The organism is Prauserella muralis (assembly GCF_003202285.1).
Classification (GTDB): Bacteria; Actinomycetota; Actinomycetes; order Mycobacteriales; family Pseudonocardiaceae; genus Prauserella_B; species Prauserella_B muralis.
Genome location: NZ_MASW01000006.1, coordinates 767,452 through 788,311 on the forward strand (window position 1 = coordinate 767,452; position 20,860 = coordinate 788,311).

The 20,860-nt window shown below is 71.2% G+C and carries 17 protein-coding genes; 8 read left to right on the forward strand and 9 right to left on the reverse strand.

The window, feature by feature from the left end:
- Both BAY60_RS29175 and BAY60_RS29180 read left to right on the forward strand, forming a co-directional pair.
- Positions 1–639 carry a dihydrofolate reductase family protein gene (locus BAY60_RS29175; RefSeq protein ID WP_112284542.1) on the forward strand — a complete coding sequence of 213 codons (639 nt, stop codon included), beginning with the start codon at positions 1–3 and terminating at the stop codon, positions 637–639.
- A 13-nt stretch (positions 640–652) separates the two neighbouring features.
- Positions 653–1,231: a cysteine dioxygenase family protein gene (locus tag BAY60_RS29180; protein WP_112284543.1), complete on the forward strand. Its 579-nt coding sequence runs from the start codon at positions 653–655 to the stop codon at positions 1,229–1,231.
- Here the strand turns inward: BAY60_RS29180 and galT are convergent, their stop codons facing one another.
- On the reverse strand, positions 1,232–2,308 hold the full coding sequence (gene galT, locus BAY60_RS29185; protein WP_112284544.1) for a galactose-1-phosphate uridylyltransferase: 1,077 nt from the start codon (positions 2,306–2,308) through the stop codon (positions 1,232–1,234).
- A 356-nt stretch (positions 2,309–2,664) separates the two neighbouring features.
- On the opposite strand from galT, the gene BAY60_RS29190 reads away from it, so the two are divergent.
- The 6 genes from BAY60_RS29190 to BAY60_RS29215 all read left to right on the forward strand — a co-directional run bounded on the left by BAY60_RS29190 (position 2,665) and on the right by BAY60_RS29215 (position 13,054).
- The gene (locus BAY60_RS29190; protein WP_425466493.1) at positions 2,665–5,205 is read left to right on the forward strand and encodes a LamG-like jellyroll fold domain-containing protein; all 2,541 of its coding nucleotides are present in this window, start codon (positions 2,665–2,667) and stop codon (positions 5,203–5,205) included.
- Between the two features lie 74 nt (positions 5,206–5,279).
- Positions 5,280–8,342, forward strand: coding sequence for an MGH1-like glycoside hydrolase domain-containing protein (locus BAY60_RS29195; RefSeq protein WP_112284546.1), 3,063 nt, complete (start codon positions 5,280–5,282; stop codon positions 8,340–8,342).
- A gap of 101 nt (positions 8,343–8,443) precedes the next feature.
- Complete coding sequence (locus BAY60_RS29200; protein ID WP_112284547.1) at positions 8,444–9,529, forward strand: ABC transporter substrate-binding protein; 1,086 nt, start codon at positions 8,444–8,446, stop codon at positions 9,527–9,529.
- A 15-nt stretch (positions 9,530–9,544) separates the two neighbouring features.
- On the forward strand, positions 9,545–11,068 hold the full coding sequence (locus tag BAY60_RS29205; protein ID WP_112284548.1) for a sugar ABC transporter ATP-binding protein: 1,524 nt from the start codon (positions 9,545–9,547) through the stop codon (positions 11,066–11,068).
- A complete protein-coding gene (locus BAY60_RS29210) occupies positions 11,061–12,056 on the forward strand; it encodes an ABC transporter permease (RefSeq protein WP_112284549.1) in 996 nt (331 codons plus the stop codon). Before BAY60_RS29205 ends, BAY60_RS29210 begins: the two co-directional genes overlap by 8 nt.
- Positions 12,053–13,054: an ABC transporter permease gene (locus tag BAY60_RS29215; protein ID WP_112284550.1), complete on the forward strand. Its 1,002-nt coding sequence runs from the start codon at positions 12,053–12,055 to the stop codon at positions 13,052–13,054. The genes BAY60_RS29210 and BAY60_RS29215 overlap by 4 nt, the downstream gene beginning before the upstream one ends.
- Positions 13,055–13,059: 5 nt before the next feature.
- Here BAY60_RS29215 and galK read toward each other — a convergent pair whose 3' ends face one another.
- From galK to BAY60_RS29255, 8 genes are all read right to left on the reverse strand, one after another.
- Positions 13,060–14,196, reverse strand: coding sequence for a galactokinase (galK, locus tag BAY60_RS29220; RefSeq protein WP_112284551.1), 1,137 nt, complete (start codon positions 14,194–14,196; stop codon positions 13,060–13,062).
- Entirely contained in the window at positions 14,193–15,008 is an 816-nt protein-coding gene (locus BAY60_RS29225) for a DeoR/GlpR family DNA-binding transcription regulator (RefSeq protein WP_112284552.1), read from the reverse strand. The genes galK and BAY60_RS29225 overlap by 4 nt, the downstream gene beginning before the upstream one ends.
- A 372-nt stretch (positions 15,009–15,380) precedes the next feature.
- The gene (locus tag BAY60_RS29230; RefSeq protein WP_112284553.1) at positions 15,381–16,163 is read right to left on the reverse strand and encodes a 2-keto-4-pentenoate hydratase; all 783 of its coding nucleotides are present in this window, start codon (positions 16,161–16,163) and stop codon (positions 15,381–15,383) included.
- Positions 16,160–16,882, reverse strand: a complete 723-nt coding sequence (locus BAY60_RS29235; protein ID WP_112284554.1) for an alpha/beta hydrolase — start codon at positions 16,880–16,882, stop codon at positions 16,160–16,162. The genes BAY60_RS29230 and BAY60_RS29235 overlap by 4 nt, the downstream gene beginning before the upstream one ends.
- Entirely contained in the window at positions 16,882–17,334 is a 453-nt protein-coding gene (locus tag BAY60_RS29240) for a RidA family protein (protein WP_245992853.1), read from the reverse strand. The genes BAY60_RS29235 and BAY60_RS29240 overlap by 1 nt, the downstream gene beginning before the upstream one ends.
- Before the next feature lie 6 nt (positions 17,335–17,340).
- Complete coding sequence (locus BAY60_RS29245) at positions 17,341–18,702, reverse strand: FAD-dependent oxidoreductase (RefSeq protein ID WP_342769795.1); 1,362 nt, start codon at positions 18,700–18,702, stop codon at positions 17,341–17,343.
- Positions 18,651–19,895 carry a kynureninase gene (gene kynU / locus BAY60_RS29250; RefSeq protein WP_112284557.1) on the reverse strand — a complete coding sequence of 415 codons (1,245 nt, stop codon included), beginning with the start codon at positions 19,893–19,895 and terminating at the stop codon, positions 18,651–18,653. Before kynU ends, BAY60_RS29245 begins: the two co-directional genes overlap by 52 nt.
- The gene (locus tag BAY60_RS29255) at positions 19,895–20,782 is read right to left on the reverse strand and encodes a tryptophan 2,3-dioxygenase (protein WP_245992854.1); all 888 of its coding nucleotides are present in this window, start codon (positions 20,780–20,782) and stop codon (positions 19,895–19,897) included. The genes kynU and BAY60_RS29255 overlap by 1 nt, the downstream gene beginning before the upstream one ends.
- Positions 20,783–20,860: the final 78 nt, after the last annotated feature.

Here is a 20,860-nt window from a genome sequence, read left to right on the forward strand (position 1 = left end):
ATGACCGCACGCGTGGGCAAGGTGACCTGCGACCTCACGATCACGCTCGACGGGTACGCGGCCGGGCTCAACCAGACCGAGCAGCGCCCGTTCGGCGACGACGGTGGCGACGGCTGGGGTGACAAGCTGCACGCGTGGTTCGCCGAAGGCCCCGAGGTGCACCCGGACGAGTTCGGCCGCATGATGACGGCCAAGGCATTCATCATGGGCCGCAACATGTTCGGTCCGGTGCGTGGTGAGTGGGATCGGCAGTGGAAGGGCTGGTGGGGCGACAACCCGCCGTACCACGGCCCCGTCTTCGTGCTCACCCACCACCCGCGCGACCCGCAGCCGATGGAGGGCGGCACCACCTTCTACTTCGTCACCGACGGGATCGACGCCGCGTTCGAGCGCGCGCGAGAAGCGGCTGGGGATGGCGACATCTCCATCCACGGTGGAGCGACCACTGTCAACCAGTATCTCGCCGCCGGCCTGATCGACGAGCTGCGGCTGCACATCGTGCCGATGACGCTCGGCGCGGGCACCCGGCTGTTCGACGGCGTCCCTCCGCTCAACCTCGAGCAGGTGGAGTCCCGGGCCGCGAGCACGGTCACGCATCTGCTCTATCACGTGCGGCCCTCGACGACGACCGAAGCCTGACGGGAGACCCACCATGACACCCGACGGCACACTGCGCGGCTTCATCGACGACGTGGACCGGGTGGTCGGCACCACCGACGACGAGCACGAGATCACCAAGCAGGTCGCGGCGTTGCTGTCCGCGCTGCTGGCAGGCGGCTACCGGCTCCCTCCCGAGGCCACCCGGCCGTCGAAGGAGCACCACGTCAACTACCCGCTCCACATCGCGCCCGGCGACAGCTGGTGCCTGGTCTCCGTCGTGTGGAGCCCAGGTCAGCGCACGCCGGTGCACGGACACGAGACGTGGGGCGTCGTCGGGATCCACTCGGGTGCCGAACGCGAGACCCGCTATCTCAAACCCGCCGGCGGGCCGGGCAGACCCCTCACACCGGCCGGCGAGCAAGTGTGGCAGCGCGGCGAGGTCACCGTGTGCTGCACCACCGACGACGACGTCCACGCCGTCACGGCCGTCGGCGACGCGCCCACCGTCGGGATCCATGTCTACGGCGGCAACATCGGCACCATGCGGCGGCGGCTGTACGACCCGGCGACCGGCGAGGTCCGGTGGCTCGTCTCCGGCTGGGACGTCCCGGACGCCGGCGCCCGGAGCTGATCACGCCTCGCGCAGGCGCCGGGCGACATCCTCGGGCAGCACGTCGGTGACGAAGGCGTTCATGCCCGACTCCGACCCGGCGAGGTACTTGAGCTTGTCGGCGGCCCTGCGCACGGAGAACAGTTGCAGGTGCAGGTAGCCGAGGTCCTCGGGGTCGGAGACGGGGCCCTGGTGCCACGCGGAGACGTACGGCAGTGGCGCGTCGTAGAGCCGATCGCAGCGGCGCAGCACGTCCAGGTACACCGTCGCGAAGTCGTCGCGCTCGGCGTCGGTCAGCTCCGGGATCGTCTTCACCCGCCGCAGCGGGTACAGGTGCACCTCCACCGGCCAGCGCGCGGCCGCGGGCACGAACGCCACCCAGTGCGCCGTCTCCGCCAGCAGCCGCAGGCCCGCCGAACGCTCGGCGGCGACCACATCGGCGTGCAGGTCGCGGCCGGTGCGCCCGCGGTAGCGCAGGGCCACCTCGCGCATCCGCCGCGTCCGCGGCGTGACGAACGGGTAGGCGTAGATCTGCCCGTGCGGGTGCGCGAGTGTCACGCCGATCTCCGGCCCCCGGTTCTCGAAGCAGAACACCTGCTTCACGCCGTCGAGCGCCGCCAGTTCCTCGGTGCGGTCCGCCCACGCGTCCACGACGAGCCGGGCCTGCTCGGCCGACAGGTCGGCGAAGCGCGCGTGGTGGTCGCTGGTGAAACACACGACCTCGCAGCGGCCGAGGCCCGCCCGCACGGGGACGAGCGGATGACGCAGGTCCCCTTCCGGCGGCCGGGCGCCCATCGACAGGCTCGGCTGCCGGTTCTCGAAGATCGCGACCGAGTAGGCCGGAGCGGGAATTTCGGTCCATCTCCCCTCACTGGACGGACACAGTGGACAGTCCTGTTCGGGCGGAAGGTGGGTGCGGTTCTGCCGGTGTGCGGCCATCATCACCCACTCGTCGAGCAGCGGGTCGAGCCGCAGCTGCGACGTGGTGCTCACCATGGGCAGCCGCCGCGGGTCGTGCAGGTCGGGGACGCCGCCGTCGTCCGCGGTGAAGTACAGCAGTTCGCGTCCGTCGGCCAGCGTCGTCGTCGTCCGTTTCACCGGTCACCGTTCCCTCGTGCGCCGCGCGGGTGTCTGGGGATTCCGCATTCAACCACGTTGAAACAAAAATCAACAGACGGCCGTTCACTTCGTCGATGACCAGCCGCATTAGTCCGTTCGGCCGATCAAGGGCCGCGGCGACATTCCGGCGAATCCGGCGCGAAGGCGCCCGGGATAGCGGCAGGGATAGATCGGCACTGTTCGCAACTGGGGAAGTTTGGGTGCAAGTGTTGACATACCCACACGCGGTGTGTGAAATGCTTCACGCCGGTGTTGAATCCGTGTGAACCACGGGCTGCCGGTGCAGTACCGCCAGCGAGACGCTGGCGGGGTCCCCCCGAGAAGGGTGTTCGACTGTGCTGTCACTCGCACCACTGACTCGACGACGCGGAAGCGGTGCCCGTTCACTCGCGGCCCTGGCCGTCACGACGATGCTCTCCGCGGCGCTCGCCGCCGGGATCACCTCACCGGCCACCGCCCAGACCGACGGCGCCGGCTGGGAGATGGGCGAACCCCGGCTGGCCACGCCGTGGACGGCCGACGTGTCACCGGGCAACGCGTTGCCGGAGTACCCCAGACCCCAGCTGACCCGTGACGCCTGGCGCAACCTCAACGGCGTGTGGGAGTTCGCGGGCGCCACCGAGGGCGAGGCGCCGCCGTTCGGCGACACGCTCGCCGAACGGATCCTCGTTCCCTACCCCACCGAGTCGGCTCTGTCCGGCATCCAGCGGCACGAGGACCACATGTGGTACCGCCGCACGTTCGAGGTCCCCCGCCACTGGCAGGTCGGCAACGGCAACCGACTGAAGATCAACTTCGGCGCGGTCGACTACAAGGCCGTGGTCTACGTCAACGGCCGGGAGGTCGCCCGCCACACCGGCGGCTACGGCGCGTTCTCGGCCGACGTCACCGACGCACTGAGGCGCCACGGCGAGCAGGAGATCATCGTCGGCGTCGAGGACCGCACCGACGCCACCTGGCAACCCGTCGGCAAGCAGCGCCGGGTACCCGACCGCGGCATCTTCTACGAGGGCGCCTCGGGCATCTGGCAGACCGTCTGGATGGAGCCGGTCGCGAGCCGACATGTCGACACGCTCGACATGGTGCCCGACATCGACACGTCCACGCTGAACCTCACCGTCAACACCGAGGGCAACACCGCGGGCATGACCGTCGAGGCCGTCGTCTCCGACGGCAGGCGCGTCGTCAGCCGCACCACCGGCACCCCCGGGGAGCCGATGACGCTTCCGGTGCCCAGGGCCAAGCTGTGGTCGCCCGACTCCCCGTTCCTCTACGACCTCGACGTGGTGCTCAAGCGGCAGTGGCGCCCGGTCGACCGCGTGTCGTCCTACTTCGGCATGCGCGAGATCGGCACCGCCGAGGGCGCAGACGGCCGCAAGCGGATCACGCTCAACGGCAAGGTGCTGTTCCTGATGTCCACCCTGGACCAGGGTTACTGGCCGGACGGCATCTACACCGCACCGACCGACGAGGCCCTGCGGTTCGACCTCGAACAGCACAAGGAGCTCGGCTTCAACACGGTGCGCAAGCACATCAAGACCGAACCCGACCGCTGGTACTACCACGCCGACCGGCTCGGCCTGCTGGTGTGGCAGGACATGCCGTCCATGCGGACCGGTGGCCGCCCGCCGGTGGCCGCCCAGCAGCAGTTCGAGACCGAGTTGCACGAACTGGTCGAGGAAAAGAAGAACTGGACCTCGGTCATCGGCTGGGTGCCGTTCAACGAGGGTTGGGGCGAGTGGTCCCGTGAGGCGACCGGCCGCATCGCAGGCGAGATCAAGCAGCAGGACCCCACCCGGCTCGTCAACGCCCACAGCGGCGTCAACTGCTGTGACTCGCTCGGCGACTCGGGCAAGGGCGACGTGATCGACTGGCACGCCTACCCGGGCCCCGCCCAGCCGATGCCGGACGGCTCCCGCGTGTCCATCGACGGCGAGCACGGCGGCTACGGGCTCGAGGTCGCCGGCCACATGTGGTTCGGCGAGGGACACGCGTACCGGATGCTGCCCGACAAGGAGAGTCTCACCGCCGCCTACGTCGACAACCAGCGCCAGGTGCTGGACGTGGCGAAGCGGTGCGCGATCAGCGGTGCGATCTACACGCAGATCACCGACGTCGAGCACGAGGTCAACGGTTTCTTCACCTACGACCGCCAGGTGAAGAAGATGGACTTCGGCCAGGTGCGCGCCGTCAACGAGGCGATCATCCGCAACGCCGACGGCAGCGGCGACGACGGCCCCGCACCGGACCCGGGCACGCCCGGACTGGCCGGGGTGCACGCCTACAAGTTCAACGAGGGCACGGGCACCACGGCGACGGACTCGGTCGGCGACGCCGACGCCACCCTCAGCGGCACCGAGTGGGCGCAGGGGGTCCACGGCGGCGGCCTCTCGTTCGCCGGGGCCGGGGAGGCCGACACCGGGCGGAGCCTGGTGAACACGGCGGGCAGCTACACCGTCTCGGCGTGGGCGAAGCTCGACGAGGCAGGCGGGGCGTTCCAGACGATCGTCAGTCAGGACACCGGCCAGCACAGCGCGTTCTTCCTGCAGTACTCCGGCCAGGACCAGCGGTGGGCGATGAGCTTCGTCGGCCTGCGCGCACTGTCGCCGACCAAGCCCGAGGTCGGCCGCTGGTACCACCTGACCGGCGTGCGTGACGCGCAGGCGGGCACGCTGGAGCTGTTCGTCGACGGCGAGAAGGTCGACACCAGGAGCGCCTGCTCCGCCGACGGCTCCACCGGCAACACCGTGATCGGCCGTGGCCAGTACAACGGCGGCAAGGTGGACTACCTCCGCGGCGACGTGGACGACGTCCGCATCTTCGACCGGGCCCTCTCCGACGAGGAGGTGGCCGCACTCGCCTCCTCCGGCGAGTGAGGTCCGGCTGGGGCGGAGCCGGCTCGACGCTCCGCCCCAGCCACCTTTCCCCTCCCGGCAGCAATGGAGCAGCCATGCGCACTTGTCGACGCGCGGTCACGGTCGCGATCACTCTGGCTCTGCTGGCGGGCCCGGCCGCGGGTACGTCCCCGGCCGCGGAGACCTCACCGCAGGCGCCGCCCCTCTACCCCGTCGTGGGCGAGGGCACGTCCTTCCTCGACCACGAGTCCGCAGTGGACGGATTCGTCGAGCCGGAGTGGTACGAGGCCAACATCGGCTTCGTCGACCTGCCGGACCAGGAGATCGAGGACACCTACTACTACCGATGGCGCGTGTTCAAGGAGGCGCTCAAGTACACCGGGCCCGACGACGGCTGGATCGCGTCGGAGTTCCTCGGCCCGGTTGGCTACTCCGCCCCGGGCGGCGCGATCTCCGCTGCCGCAGGCCACCACGTCTACGAGGGCCGCTGGCTGCGCGACACCCGTTACCTCGACGACTACCTCGACTACTGGCTACGCGGCAGTGGCTCCGGACCGAAGCCCGCCACGGACGGCCTCAACGAGAACACCACGGACTGGGCGCACCAGTACTCGTTCTGGGCCGCCGACGCCACCGTGGCCAGGGCCGCGGTGGACGGGCGATGGGACTTCGCGACCGACCGGCTGCCCGAGCTGCGCCGCCAGTGGGAGGGCTGGTCGCCGCAGTTCAACGCCGAGCTGGGCCTGTACTGGCAGGTTCCCGTGTGGGACGCGATGGAGTACACGGCGAGCTCCTACCAGAGCGACGATCCCTACCACGGTGGGGAGGGTTTCCGGCCGACGCTCAACGCCTACCAGTTCGGCGACGCCCGCGCCCTCGCGCGGCTGCTTCGCCAGCGCGGCGAGCCGGGCGACCTCGCGGCGGCACGCCGGTACGAGCGGGCGGCGGAGTCCCTGCGGCGCAACCAGGAACGCCTGCTGTGGGACGAGACCGACGACTTCTACAAGCACGTGATGCGCGACGGCAATCCGGACCTCGCACCGGTCGCCGATCGTGAGCAGATCGGCTTCGTCCCGTGGTATTTCCACATGGCGCCCGCGGACAACGCGGCGGCGTGGGCACAGCTCACCGATCCGCGGGGCTTCGCGGCGCCGTTCGGGCCGACCACCGTCGAGCGGCGCAGCCCCTGGTTCATGCACGAGGCGGAGCGGGGCTGCTGCCGCTGGTCGGGGCCGAGCTGGCCGTACGCCACGAGCCAGACGCTCACCGCGCTGGCCAACCTGCTCATCGACTACCCACGACAGTCCTATGTAGATCGCCAAGACTACTATGAGCTGCTGCGGGGCTACGCGCTGACCCAGCGCAAGAACGGTCGGCCCTACGTCGCCGAGGCGCACCACCCCGACGAGGACCGCTGGCTCTACGACAGCCGGGGGCACAGCGAGGACTACAACCACTCGACGTTCAACGACCTGGTGCTGTCCGGGCTGATCGGCATCCGGCCCCAGCGGGGCGAGAGCGTACGCATCGCCCCGCTCGCACCGAGGAGCTGGGACCACTTCGCCGCTGAGAACGTGCCCTACCACGGGCGCAACCTGACGGTGCTGTGGGACCGCGACGGCAGCGCCTACGGTGCGGGTGCTGGCCTTTCGGTGTGGCTCGACGGCAGGCTCGTGCACCGGCAGCAGCGACTCGGCCCCGTGGAGGTGCCGGTGCCCTCGGTGCCGCGCAAGGACCACGCGCAGGCGGTGCCGCTCACCGACGACCTCGCCAACGTCACCGAGACCGGATTCCCGTCCGCCGAGGCATCGCACACCTGGCACGGCGACAGGCCCGCCGACGCCATCGACGGGCAGGACTTTCACCTCGACGTCCCCTCGAGCCGCTGGACGTCCTACGGCAGCCCGAACGCCTCCGACTGGCTCGCCGTCGACCTCGGGGTGGCCACGCGCGTCTCCGACGTGCGGATCTCCTTCTACGACGACGGAGGCGGGGTGCGCACACCCGACTCCTACGCCCTCGACTACCGCACGCCGGACGGCGCGTGGGCGACCGTGCCAGGGCAGGAACGCGCCCCGAACCTGCCCGAGCGCGGCAGGCTCAACCGGGTGCTGATCGATCCACCGGTCACCACGGACGCCCTGCGGGTGCGGCCCGTGCGACACGACGGCGGCGCGGTCGGCATCACCACCCTGCAGGCCTGGCGGCCCGAGGACGCCCGGCTGACGGCGCGGATCGACACCGGCGGCGAACCGGTGTTACGCGTGCGACCCGGCGCGACGACCGAGGTCCTGACGTCGGTCCGCAGCACGCGGCCGGTGGCCGTGCGACCGCACCTGCTCGTTCCACGCGGCTGGTCGGCCGAACCACTGACCGCCACGGGCGAGCGGACCGTCCGTCCGGGCAGGCCGTACGAAATGCGATGGCGGGTGCACGTGCCCGCCGGGCTGGCCCCGGGCAGCAGGCTGCCGCTGCGGCTGCTTGCGGAGTCGGTCACGAGCTCCGGCAGCCCACGCAGCACGGGTCACGTGGTGCGGGCGGAAACGGTGTTCGATCCGGGTGAATTCACCCGCACCGTGTGGGACGACCACTTCGGCGGCGACTCCCTCGGTGCGTACCGCGTCGACACCCCGTTCGGCGAGCCCGCTCCTTCGCTACGGGTCACCGGTGGCGCGTTGATCGCCTCGGCGCAGGCGCAGTCGGCGGCCGTGCTCGGGGCTCCCGCGCGGACATCGGGAGGCGATCTCGCGGTGTTGCTCGAACCCAGGTCGTTCGGCGGCGCGGCACCGGAGGACAGCATGTTCTTCGGGCGATCCGACGGGCCAGATGATCTCGTCCTGGGCTGGTACAACAACCATTTCGGCACCTCGGGGGTCGACGTCCGGGTGGCGGGCCAGGGCTACGGGGACTCCGCGACGGGCGGGTGCTGCACCTCCTTGCGCTGGGCCGAGGGTGATCGTTTCGCCGCCGTGTTCAGCGACGGGGTGCTCACCACGTGGGTCGAGCACAACGGCCGCTGGCAGCGCCTGAGATCGGCGCCGTTCGGCACCGCCGTTCCAGCGGAGCAGGTGGCCACGTGGGCTCCGAGCTTCGGCCTGCGCCTGACCGGCGGGGAGGTGGCTCTGGACCGCGTGACCGTGCTGGAGCGGCCCGGCTGAGTTCGTTCGTTGCCGTTTCTTGACCACACGAAATCTTGCGCGAATCTGTTCATTTCTGTTTGATTAGCGTCGCCGGGGGGCCGGTGACCAAAGGAGTTCCCATGAAGAGAACGACATTTCCGCGTACCTGGCGTCTTGTCGCGTGCTCCGCGGCGGTCCTCGGCGCGGCTCTCGCCGGCTGCACCAATCCCGGCACCTCCGAGCAGCCCGCCGGCGCGGGCGGCAACAGCGGCGGCGACGGCCAGGTGGTGAAGGAGAGCAGCGGCGAGGGCTGCACCATGCAGGACTACGGCGCCGAGAAGCTCGACCTCTCCGAGGCCGTCGTGGGCTTCTCCCAGTCCGAACCGGACACCGCGGCCTTCCGGGCCGCCGAGACCAAGTCGATCCGCGAGGCGGCCAAGGAGACCGGGGTCAAGAAGCTGCTCGTCACCAACGCCAACAACGAGCTGCCCAAGCAGATCGCCGACATCCAGAACATGCTGAACCAGGGCGCCGACTTCCTCATCGTGGCCCCGGTCAACTCCGACGGGCTCGACCCGGCACTGGCCGCCGCCAAGCAGAAGGGCGTCCCGGTCCTGACCATCGACCGCAAGGTGACCAACACCCACTGCGACGACTACCTGGCCTTCCTCGGCTCCGACTTCTACGAGCAGGGCAAGCGCGCGGCCGACGCGCTCAACGAGTCCACGGGCGGCGAGGCGAAGGTCGCGATCCTGCTCGGCTCGTCGGGCAACAACGTCACGGAGGACCGCAACGCCGGCTTCAAGGACCAGGTGAAGGCGCAGTACCCGGGTCTGGAGATCGTGGCGGAGCAGACCGCCAACTTCGCGCGCGACGAGGGCCAGGCCGTCGCCGAGCAGCTGCTGCAGTCCAACCCGGACATCACGGCGATCTACGCGCACAACGACGAGATGGCGCTCGGCGCCGTCACCGCCGTGCAGGCCGCGGGCAAGCAGCCCGGCGAGGACATCAAGATCGTCTCGATCGACGGCACCCGCAACGCCGTGCAGGCGATCGTCGACGGCCAGATCAACGCGGTGATCGAGTCCAACCCGCGCTTCGGGCCGCTGGCGTTCGAGACCGCGGAGAAGTTCTACGCGGGTGAGGCCATCCCGGAGAACGTCATCATCTCCGACGACGAGTACAACCGGGACAACGCCGAGGCCAACCTCGGCAACGCCTTCTAGAGGGCGGAAGCGGCGATGCTGGAGACCGAGGGCGTCACCAAGTCGTTCGGCGGCGTGCACGCGCTGCGGGGTGTCGACTTCTCCCTGGCCCAGGGTGAGATCCACGCCCTGGTCGGGGAGAACGGCGCGGGCAAGTCCACCCTGATCAAGGTGCTGACCGGGGTGTACCGGCCGGATGAGGGCACGATCCGCTTCGACGGCAGGGAGGTCTCGTTCCACCGGCCCGCGGACGCCCAGCGGGCCGGGATCTCCACGATCTACCAGGAGGTCAACCTCGTCCCCCTGCTCTCGGTGGCGCGCAACATCTTCCTCGGGCGCGAGCCGAGGACGCGGCTCGGGCTCGTCGACGTGGCCGCGATGAACCGCAGGGCCGCCGAGCTGGTGGGCTCGCTCGGCATCGACATCGACGTCACCGCGGACCTCGGGACGCTCGGGCTTGGCATCCAGCAGATGGTGGCGCTGGCCAGGGCGGTGTCGGTGGACAGCCGCGTGGTGATCATGGACGAGCCGACCTCGTCGCTGGAGGCCAAGGAGGTCGCGACACTGTTCGACGTCGCGCGCACGCTCGCGGCGCGCGGTGTGGGGCTGGTGTTCGTCTCGCACCGCCTCGACGAGCTGTGGCAGCTGTGCGACCGCGTCACCGTGCTGCGCGACGGCAGGCGGGTCCACAGCGGATCGATGGCCGAGCTCGACCGGCTCGGCCTGATCGCGCACATGCTCGGCAGGGAGGTCGCCGAGGTCGCCCGCGAGGGGGCCACCGAGTTCGGCGACACGCACCGGCGCGACCAGGAGCCGGTGCTCACCGCGCACGGCCTCCAGGTCCGCAACCGGCTGCACGGCGTGGACCTCGCCGTGCGGCCCGGTGAGGTGCTCGGGCTGGGCGGCCTGCTCGGCTCCGGGCGCAGCGAGACCGTCAAGGCCGTGTACGGGGCGCTGCCCGTGCGGTCGGGTTCGGTGCACGTCGGCGGACGGCCGGTGCGGCCCAACTCCGTTCCGCACGCGCTGCGGGCCGGGGTCGCGCTGCTGTCGGAGGACCGCAAGGCCGAAGGCATCATCGCCGACCTCTCGGTGCGCGACAACATCGCGCTGGCGGTGCTGCCTCGGTTCTCCCGGGGCGGGCTCGTCGCGGAGAAGCGCATCGACGCGCTGGTGGAGACGTTCGTCCGGCGGCTGCGCATCAAGGCCGCGAGCCCGCAGCAGAAGGTACGGGAGCTCTCGGGCGGCAACCAGCAGAAGGTGCTGATCGCGCGGTGGCTGTGCACCGAGCCGAAGGTGTTCCTGCTGGACGAGCCGACGCGCGGCATCGACGTCGGCGCCAAGGCCGAGGTGCAGGCGCTCATCGACGAGCTCGCCGAGCAGGGGCTGGCCGTCGTGCTGATCTCCAGCGAGATGGACGAGCTCGTGGAGGGCGCCGACCGCGTCGTCGTGCTCCGCGACGGCGCCGTCTCCGGGGAGCTGTCCGAGGACCGCAAGACCAGTGCCGCCCTGCTCGCGGCGCTCGCCGGTGCGGCGGCCGAGGAGGAGGGCGGCGATGAGTGAGAGGCTGGCCATGCGAACCCCGGCGGAGACGCCCCCGAAACGGCGGACGCGGCCGCGGCGCATCGACGCGGACTGGATCCGGCGCAACGGCGTGTACGTGGCGCTGGTGCTGCTGCTGGCGATCAACGTCGTGTTCACGGACAACTTCGTCAGCGAGGGCACGCTGCGGCTGCAGCTCATCCAGGTGGTGCCCGTGCTCATCGTCGCCATCGGGATGGCGCTGGTGATCGGCACGGAGGGCATCGACCTCTCCGTCGGCGCGGTGATGGCCATCGCCGCGGCGCTGATCCCGCTCTACATCGGGTACGGCACGCTCGTCGCCGTGCTGGTCGCCGTGCTCGCGGGGGCGATCAGCGGCCTGCTCGCCGGCACGCTCGTCGGAAGGGTCGGGGTGCAGCCGATCATCGCGACGCTGGGCATCATGGTGGCCGGCCGGGGACTGGCGAACCTGTTCGGCGGCGAGATCAAGAGCATCCGCGACCCCGGCATCGTCGAACTCGGCTCGGGCAGCGTGCTCGGCATCCCCTACGTGGTGCTGATCGCGGCCGCCGTGGCGGCGGGCGCGTGGTTCCTCGTCCGCCGCTCGACCTACGGGCGCAGGCTCGTGGCCATCGGCGGCAACAAGCGCGCCGCGGAGCTGGCCGGCCTGCCGGTGCGGCGCGTGCTCGTCACCACCTACGTCCTGTGTGGACTCCTGGCCGCGCTGGCCGGGGTGCTGCTCGCCGCTCGCTCCCAGGCCAGCGACCCCACCAAACTCGGGCTGCTGATGGAGCTGTCGGCCATCACGGCGGTGGTGCTGGGTGGCACGCCGCTGTCCGGGGGCCAGGTGCGGATCGCGGGCACCGTCGCGGGCGCGCTGCTGCTCCAGCTCATCACGGCGACGCTCATCTTCCACGACATCCCCGACTCCACAGCGCAGATCGCGCAGGCGGTGATCGTCGTGGCTGCGGTCTACGTGCAACTCGGGCGGAAGAAGGCGAGACGATGACGACGGCACTCGAGTCCCCCCGCCCGCGCGGCCGGAGCGGGGCCTCCGGCCGGGCCCGGCTCGCGCGGCTCGCGCAGCGGCAGGGCGCGCTCGTGATCCTCGCACTGGTAGTGCTGGTCGCGACGTTCACGTTCGACTCCTTCGGCACCGCGGGAAACCTGGAGAACATCGCGCTGCAGGCCTCGTTCCTGGCGGTCGTCGCGCTCGGCATGACCTTCGTCATCATGTCGGGCGGCATCGACCTGTCCGTGGGGTCGGTGTTCGCGCTCGGCGGCGTGCTGGCGGCGTGGGGCGCGGGCCACGGCACGTGGGTGGCACTGCTGCTGCCGCTGGGTGTCTGCGGGCTCATCGGCCTCGTCCAGGGGCTGGTGATCGCCCGCGGCGGGCTGCCGCCGTTCATCGTCACGCTCGCCGGGCTGCTGTTCGCGCGCGGGCTGTTGCTGCTCATCAGCGACGAGGGCGCCACCACCTACAAGGTGCCGCCCGGCTCGGCGTTCCGCGAGCTGGCGCAGGGCTCGTTCCTCGGGATCGGTTACCCCGTGTGGATCGTGGCCGTCGCCTTCGCCGCGGGCGGGCTTGTGCTGCACCGCACGTCGTACGGCTCGACGGTGCTCGCCATCGGTGGCCAGGAGGACGCCGCGGACCTGATGGGCCTCGCCGTGCTGCGCACCAAGGTGATCGCCTACACCGCCTCGGGGATGCTGGCCGGGTTCGGCGGTCTGCTCATGGCGTCCTACACGTCCTCCGGGGTCACCATCCTCGGCGTCGGCACCGAACTGGAGGTGATCGCGGCCGTCGTGCTCGGCGGCACGCTGCTCACCGGCGGCGCGGGCACCGTGCTCGGCTCGCTCGTCGGCGTGCTGCTGCTGCAGGTGATCCGCAACGTCATCAACCAGATCGGTTCGCTCGACTCCAACTGGCAGGCCGTGATCAGCGGCACGATCCTGCTCGTCGTGGTGACCCTGCAGCGCTGGCTGGCGACCGTGCAGCGGGAATGACCCGGTCAGCGCACGCGGTGGGCGCCGCGCGACGGGGTGGCCACGAAGCCCCGCGGCTCGGCGAACCCGCGTGCGGCGAACTCCCGGCGGACGGCGGCCAGCACGGTGTCCACCCGTCCGGCGGGCAGCAGCGCGATCACGCAGCCGCCGAACCCGCCACCGGTCATGCGGGCCCCGTAGGCACCGGACTCCAGCGCGGCGTCGACGGCGACGTCCAGTTCCTCCACCGTCACCTGGTAGTCGTCGCGCAGGGAGACGTGCGAGGCGGTAAGCAGGGGGCCGACCGCCGTCACGTCACCGTCCCGCAGCAGGCGCACCACCTCCAGCACACGCTCGTTCTCCGTGACGATGTGCCGCACGCGCCGCCGCTGCGTCTCGTCGTCCAGTCTGGACAGTGTCCCGGCCAGCGACGCCGCCGGGATGTCCCTCAGCGCGGCGGCTCCCAGCGCCGCGGCCGCCTTCTCGCACGTGTGGCGGCGATCGGCGTACTCGCCGTCGACGAGCCGGTGGGGGGCGCGGGTGTCGATCACCAGCAGCGCGTGCCCATGCGCCGCGAGGTCGAACGGCACGTGCTCGGTGGTCAGCGAGCGAGTGTCCAGAAACAGCAGGTGCCCCTCGCGGCTGGCCATCGACGCCATCTGGTCCATGATCCCGCACGGCATGCCGACGAAGTCGTTCTCGGCGCGCTGCGCGGCCCTGGCGAGCGCGCTGGGACCGAGCCGGAGACCGAACAGGTCCGACAACGCGGCGGCGACGGCGCATTCCAGCGCGGCCGAGGAGGACAGTCCCGCTCCGGCGGGCACGTCCCCGTCGACGGCGAGGTCCAGCCCACCGACGTCGAAGCCTGCCGTGCGCAGGCTCCACACCACGCCCGCGACGTAGGCGGCCCAGCCGGTGACCGCGCCGGGCTCCACCTCGACGTCGAAGGTCACGGGCGTGCCGGGTTCCTGGCGCGAGACCACCCGCACCCGCGTACCGGCACGGCGCGCGGCGGCCGCCGTGACGCCCTGTGGCAGCGCCATCGGCAGGACGAAGCCGTCGTTGTAGTCGGTGTGCTCGCCGATCACGTTGACGCGTCCCGGCGCGGCCCACACCCCGTCGGGAGCGCCGCCGAACGCCGCGGTGAACTGGCCGGTGCTCATGCGCGGGAGCTGCCCGGCTCATCCGACTGCTCCCCGCCGGCGGCCTCCACCAGGACCAGCTCGCCGACCCGTTCGCGCAGGCTCGCCCTGTGCTCCTCGACCAGTCCCGAGTCGGTGATGAGCACGTCGGCGGCGTCGAGCGGGGCGATGGTGCTGATGCCGAGTACGCCGTACTTGGTGTGGTCGGCGAGCACCACGAACCGCCGGGACGCCTCGACGAACGCGCGGTCGGTCTCGGCCTCGACCAGGTTCGGCGTGGTGAAGCCGTTGCGCAGGTCCATGCCGTGCACGCCCATGAACATGATGTCGAGGTTGACCGACCGGATCGCCGACACCGCGAACGGGCCGACCAGCGCCTCGGACGGGGTACGGATGCCGCCGGTGAGCACGACGGTCTGGTCGGAGCGTGGCTCGCGGGAGAACAGGTCGGCCACCTGCACGGAGTTGGTCACCACCGTGATGTCGGGCACGTCGCGCAGCAGGCGGGCGAAGGTCCATGTCGTGGTGCCGCCCGACATGCCGACGGCCATGCCGGGCTCCACCATGCGCAGCGCCTCGGCCGCGATCGCCTGCTTCTCGGCGTTCTGCCGGTTGGACTTGGCGGCGAAGCCCGGTTCCTCGGTGCTGCGCCCGCCCGGCAGCACGGCGCCGCCGTGCACCTTGCGCAGCTCACCTTCCTGGGCGAGGACCTCGAGGTCGCGGCGGATGGTCATGTCCGAGACGCCGAGGCGCTCGACCAGCGCGCTCACCCGCACGGCACCGGTCCTGCGGATCTCTTCCAGAATCCGGGACCGCCGTTGGCTGGCCAGCATCAGCCGTCGTCCTCCTCTCGGGCACGCACCACCGCGTGCGACCTGACGGAAAGGATCGCACATTATCGCACCCGAATCGAGGGTGAACACCTGGGGAAATGTTGAACTTTGAGCCGCCCGGCGTCGAGTACGGTATTGCCGACCCGTCGGTGCGGACTGGCTCAGGCCTGGGAACCTGCCGTCCGGCTGAGTCGTGTCGCGACGTGTCCGAAGCCGTTCGATCGATCCCAACTCCGATGCCTGATTCGCTCGACAGGACACCCAGTTCAACATATTCGAACACACCGGGGTTTGCGCCCGGTACGTTGTCGCCGGGCTCGGGAGATCCGGGCCGCCGAAGCCACAGCGCCCGCCCGGCTGCGCTGTGCCTGCTCAGACGCAGCTGAGCGGCACCTCGCCGAGGTGCGTGAACTCCGCGGCGACCCGGGTGCCGGGCCGGACCGTGACCGCGTCGGTGAGGCCGCCGGTGAGCACGAGCCAGCCGGGTTCGAGCGCGACGCCGCGGCGGGCGAGGGTGTTGGCGGCCAGGGCCAGCGCCTCACCGGGATGGCCCTGCACCGCCGCGCCGGTGGCCGTCGCCACCACGGTGCCGTCGACCGTGAACAGGCAGGCCTCCAGTCCGAGGTCCAGCTCCTCCGGTCTGCGGGCGGTGCCGCCGACGACGAACCGCGCCGACGAGGCGTTGTCGGCCACCACGTCCGGCAGGGTGAACCGGAAGTCGTTGTAACGGCTGTCGATGACCTCCAGTCCGGCGTAGACGTGGGACACCGCCGCCATCGCCTTCGCCGCGGTGACGCCGGGCCCGGAAAGCCGCTGCCCGAGCACGAACACGATCTCGGGCTCGACCCGCGGATGGATCAGCGTCGACACGTCGAGGGGCGCGCCCACCGGCAGGGCCATCCGGTCGGTGAGCCAGGCGGTCAGCGGTGAGTCGATGTTCATCCGCTGCTGCTTCGCCCGCGAGGTGAGGCCGAGCTTCACGCCGACGACCGTCTCGCCGTCGGCGGTCTTGCGCCGCACGAGCTCCTGCTGGACCGCGTAGGCGGTCTCCAGGTCGAGCGACGGCCACTCGTCGGTGACGGGCCCGCGATCGGCCCGGTGGCGTTCGGCGTCCAGCAGCACGGTGGCGGCGTGCTCGACGGTCCATTCGGTCATGGGGCGAGTCCTTCCAGCTCGGCGAGGACGCTCGGCCAGGCCGGGCTGTCCGGGTCGATCAGTTCGAAATGCGCCATTCCCGGCAGCAGCACGAGCCGCGCGTCCGGGTGGGCCTCCACATAGGACCGGCTCTGCGCGGGCGGCACACCGGTGTCGTCGGCCCCGTGCACGAGCACCACCGGGCTCGCGGGCGGCTTCATCCGCACCGGGTCCAGGTCGGGCCGCGTGGTGGCGGAGCCGCCGAGGAAGTCGCGCACCGCTCCACCACCGAGGTGCTCCTCGTCGGCGGCCAGCAGGTCCGCGACCGGCGCGAGGCCCAGCGTGCCCGCCAGACCGGGTGGCGCGCACGCCGACGCGGCCCACAGGGCGAGCTGCCCGCCCGCGGAGTGCCCCGCGAGCACGATCCCCTCGCCGGGCAGGCGGCCGGGCACCTCGGAGAGGGCGGCCCGCACGTCGTCGGTGTAGTGGTCGGGCCGTCCGGCATCCCGGCGGTACTCGATCGCCGCCACCGCCCAGCCCGCGGCCCGCAGCGCGGCGCACAGCGGGCGCGTGTGCGTGCGGTCGTACGAGGCCCGCCAGAACCCGCCGTGCACGAACACCACCAGGGGCTTCCCGGTCGTCGCGGGCAGCCACGCGTCGGCGACATGCTCGGGGGCGGCGCCGTAGCGCACCGTGGTGTCCGGCTCCGGGGCGGGACGGCTGAGGATCGAGCGGTCCATCAGGTCCGCTCTCCCGGAATCCGCGCGACGCCGGAGATCTCGATCAGCAAATGGGGATGCGGCAGCTGGTGCACGGCGACCGTGGTGCGGGCGGGGCCGTTCTCGTCGAAGAACTCGCCGTAGACCTCGTTGTAGCCGCCGAAGTCGTTCATGGACACCAGGTACGCGGTCACCGAGACCAGGTCGCTCAGGTCGGCGCCCACCTCGGCGAGGATGTCGCGGATGTTGGTGAGCACCGCCCGGGTCTGCACCCGGATGTCGAGGGTGGTGGTGCCCATCTCGTCGACGCTCGCGCCCGCGATCGTGTTGTCCGGAAGGCGGCTGCTCGTGCCGGACACGTACGCGAACCCGCCGGACACCCTGACGTGGGGGAACCTGCCCCGCGGCTTCGCCTTGCCGGCCACCGTCCTCGCCTGGTCCATCGTCGTCCTTTCGTCGTGGTGCCGGGTCACGCCTGCTCACCGCCGCCCGCGCAGCCCCGCGAGGCCGCCCGCGAGCGCCGCGGAGAGCCCGATCCCGGCGGCGGTGAGCAGGCCGTGTTGCCTGCGGACCCGGCGCTGGACCTCGGCGTAGGGCACGGTAGAGAACGACACGAGTTCGTAGCGGGAGACGTACCGGCCGGGCAGGAGGCGCTCGAGGGTGTGTTCGAGATGTCTGCCGAGCCGGAAGGCCGGCGAGGCGACCTTGTCGCGCATTTCGATGAAGTTGGCCAGGGCCATGCGGGCGATGGCTTCGGTGTCGTCGCGGCGGGAGTCCTCGAACAGGCGCAGGGCGCGTGTCCAGTCGCCGCCGGTGTTGTCCAGGCACCGTTCGAGCACGGTGACGTCTTCGAAGGCGCAGTTGGCGCCTTGTCCGTAGAAGGGGACGATGGCGTGGGCGGCGTCGCCGAGCAGGCAGACGCGGCCGGAGTGCCAGGGCGCGCAGCGGACGGTGCCGAGCAGGCCGACGGGGTTGTGCTGGTAGTCGTCGACGAGGCCGGGGGCCAGCGGTGGCACGTCGGGGTAGTGCTCGGCGAAGAACCGTTCGACGGCGGCGGGGCTGGACAGCGACGCGAAGGCGCTGGTGCCGCTGTTGGGCCAGAACAGGGTGCAGGTGAACGACCGGTCGGGGTTGGGCAGCGCGATCATCATCGACCGGCCACGCGGCCAGATGTGCAGCGCCCGGGGTTCGAGGGCGAAGTCGCCGTCCCGGGGCGGGATGCTCAGTTCCTTGTAGCCGTAGTCGAGGAAGTCGAGGGTCTCGGAGGTCACGCCGTGCCGCACCAGCTCTCCGCGCACGGCCGAGCCGGCACCGTCGGTCCCGAAGACCACGCCCGCCTCGGCATGCACCCGGCCCCGCGGTGTCTCGAACACCAGCGCGCCGGTCTCCGGGTCCAGTTCGACGAGCCGGTGCTCGAACCGCAGCTGCACGGTCGGGGACTTCTCGGCGGCGTCGAGGAGCACGTTGTTCAGCGCGCCGCGGCTGATGGAGTTGATCGCGCGTTCGCCGTCGGCGCTGTAGGGCTGGAAGTCCAGCGGCCCGGTCACGGGGTGGATCATCCGGCCCCGCATGGGCAGCCCGTCGGTGAGCACCTGTTGTTCCAGTCCGACCCGGCGCAGGGCGTTGAGCCCGCGCTCGGAGAGGGCGAGGTTGATCGAGCGTCCGCGTTCGGCGGTGCCGGTGCGGGGGTCGGGGCGCCGCTCGTAGACGACGACCTCTTCACCGCGTTGGGCGAGCACGCAGGCGAGCAGGCATCCGGCGAGGCCTCCGCCGACCACGGCGATCCGGGTCATGAGCGGTCTCCGATCACGGTGGCGAGTGCGGTCGCGGCCCGCCAGCAGTCGTGGTAGGTCGAGTACAGCGGTACCGGCGCCAGCCGCACCACGTCGGGGTTGCGCACGTCGGCGCACACGCCATGGTCGGCACGCAGCCGCCGGGCCACCTGCCCGGCGTCGTCGACGCGCAGCGACAGCTGGCAGCCGCGCCGCTGCGGGTCGCGCGGGGTGAGCACGGTGACCGCCCGGTCGGCGAGGGTCTGGTCGAGCAGGGCTTCCAGGTAGCCGGTGAGGCGCAGGCTACGGGCGCGCAGGGTGTCCATGCCGATGGTGTCGAAGATCCGCAGCGAGGTGCGGACCGGGCTCATCGCCAGGATCGGGGGGTTGGACACCTGCCATGCCTCCACCGTGGAGGGTGGGCGCGACACCGGCTCCATGGCGAACCTGGTGGCCTCCTCGGTGCTCCACCAGCCCTCGAACCGGGGCAGGCTCGGATCGCCGTGGTGGCGTTGGTGCACGAACACCCCGGCCACCGCGCCGGGCCCGGCGTTGAGGTACTTGTAGGAGCACCAGGCGGCGAAGTCCGCGCCCCACTCATGCAGGTGCAGCGGCACGTTGCCGGCCGCGTGCGCCAGATCCCAGCCTGCCACCGCCCCGGCCGCGTGCGCGGCGGCGGTGATGGCCGGGACGTCCAGCAGCTCCCCGGTGAGGTAGTTGACCCCGCCTAGCAGCACCAGCGCCACCGTGTCGCCCTCCCGGGCGAGGTAGTCCAGCACCTGCCCGGTGCCCAGCCGCACCACCGTTGTGTCCGGGTCCAGGCCGTGGAAGCGGGCCTGGCTGCGCACCGCGTAGCTGTCGGAGGGAAACGCGGAGTCCTCGATGACGATGCGCGTGCGCCTGCCCGCGGGCCGGTAGAACGACACCATCAGCAGGTGCAGGTTCACCGTCAGCGAGTTCATCACCACCGTCTCACTGGGCAGCGCCCCCACCAGCCGCGCCGCGGTCTCGGCCAGCAGCGCGTGATAGGGCAGCCACGGCCGCCGCGCCTCCAGATGCCCCTCCACGCCCAGCCGAGCCCAGTCGTCGAGCTCCTCCAGCAGCTCCTGCCGCACCGCCAGCGGCTGCAGCCCCAGCGAGTTACCCGCGAAGTACGCCGTCTCCGGATACGGGCCGCCCTCAGCGGGCGGGATGGCGAACCGGTCCCGGTACCCCGGATCGGCCCGGTCCAGCTCCCGCGCCCCGGCCTCGGTCGTGTCCATCAGTCCATCACCGTCCTCGCCGAGAACAACTCCGCAAACACCGGTCGCTCCATACTGCGCCGCAACCAGGTCAGCCCGCTCGACCCGCCGGTGCCCACCCGCGCACCCATCGACCGGGCCACCGCCTGCAGATGACGGTAGCGCCAATCACCGAACTCCTCGGCCACCTCGGTGAGGGCTTCCCCGAGCATCCTGAGGTGGTTGCCCGGTCCCGGCTCGCGGTAGACCTCCACCCACGCCGCCTCCACCGCCGGATGCGGCTCGTGCGCCACGGTGCGGTCCCGGACCAGCACGGAGTCCGGGATGGGGTGTCCGTGGCGGGCGAGCACGCCGATGACCTCGTCCCACACGCTCGGCGACCCGAGCGCCGCCTCCAACCGGGCGTGGACGTCGGGCTGGTGGCGAAACGGCCGCACCAGCGACGCGGTCTTCAACCCGAGCCGGAACTCCAACCGCCGGTACATCGCCGACTGAAACCCCGACCCCTCACCCAGCAGATCCCGGAAGCGGTTGAAGTCCCCCGGCGTCATCCAGCGCAGGCTCTGCCACCCCGCGTTCATCCCCTCCAGATGCAGCGCCGCCCGGCGCAACGGCAACAGCGACCCCCACACGTCGTCAGCGTGCAGCCGGTCCTGAGCCGTGCCCAGCTCGAAATCGACCAGTCCGAAATAGAGCTCCATCACCTGACTGATCACCAGAAACGACATCTCACCGGGGTCGTCGCTCAACGTGCGCTGCAACCCGTGCAGCGTGCTCGCGTGCACGTAGTCGTCGTACGGAACCCGCCGGAACTCCAGCGTCGGGTCGCCGCCGTTGGCCGTGGCCCGGTGTGCGCGCTCGGATTCGGTGGAGGGCCGCACGGCCGGGTTCTGGGAGGTGCGCTGCACGGGTCTGCCTCTCTCGCTCGACTGGCGTTGTCCATGCTCGCAACCCGGACGTGCGACCTGAATACCGATTCGAAGGTC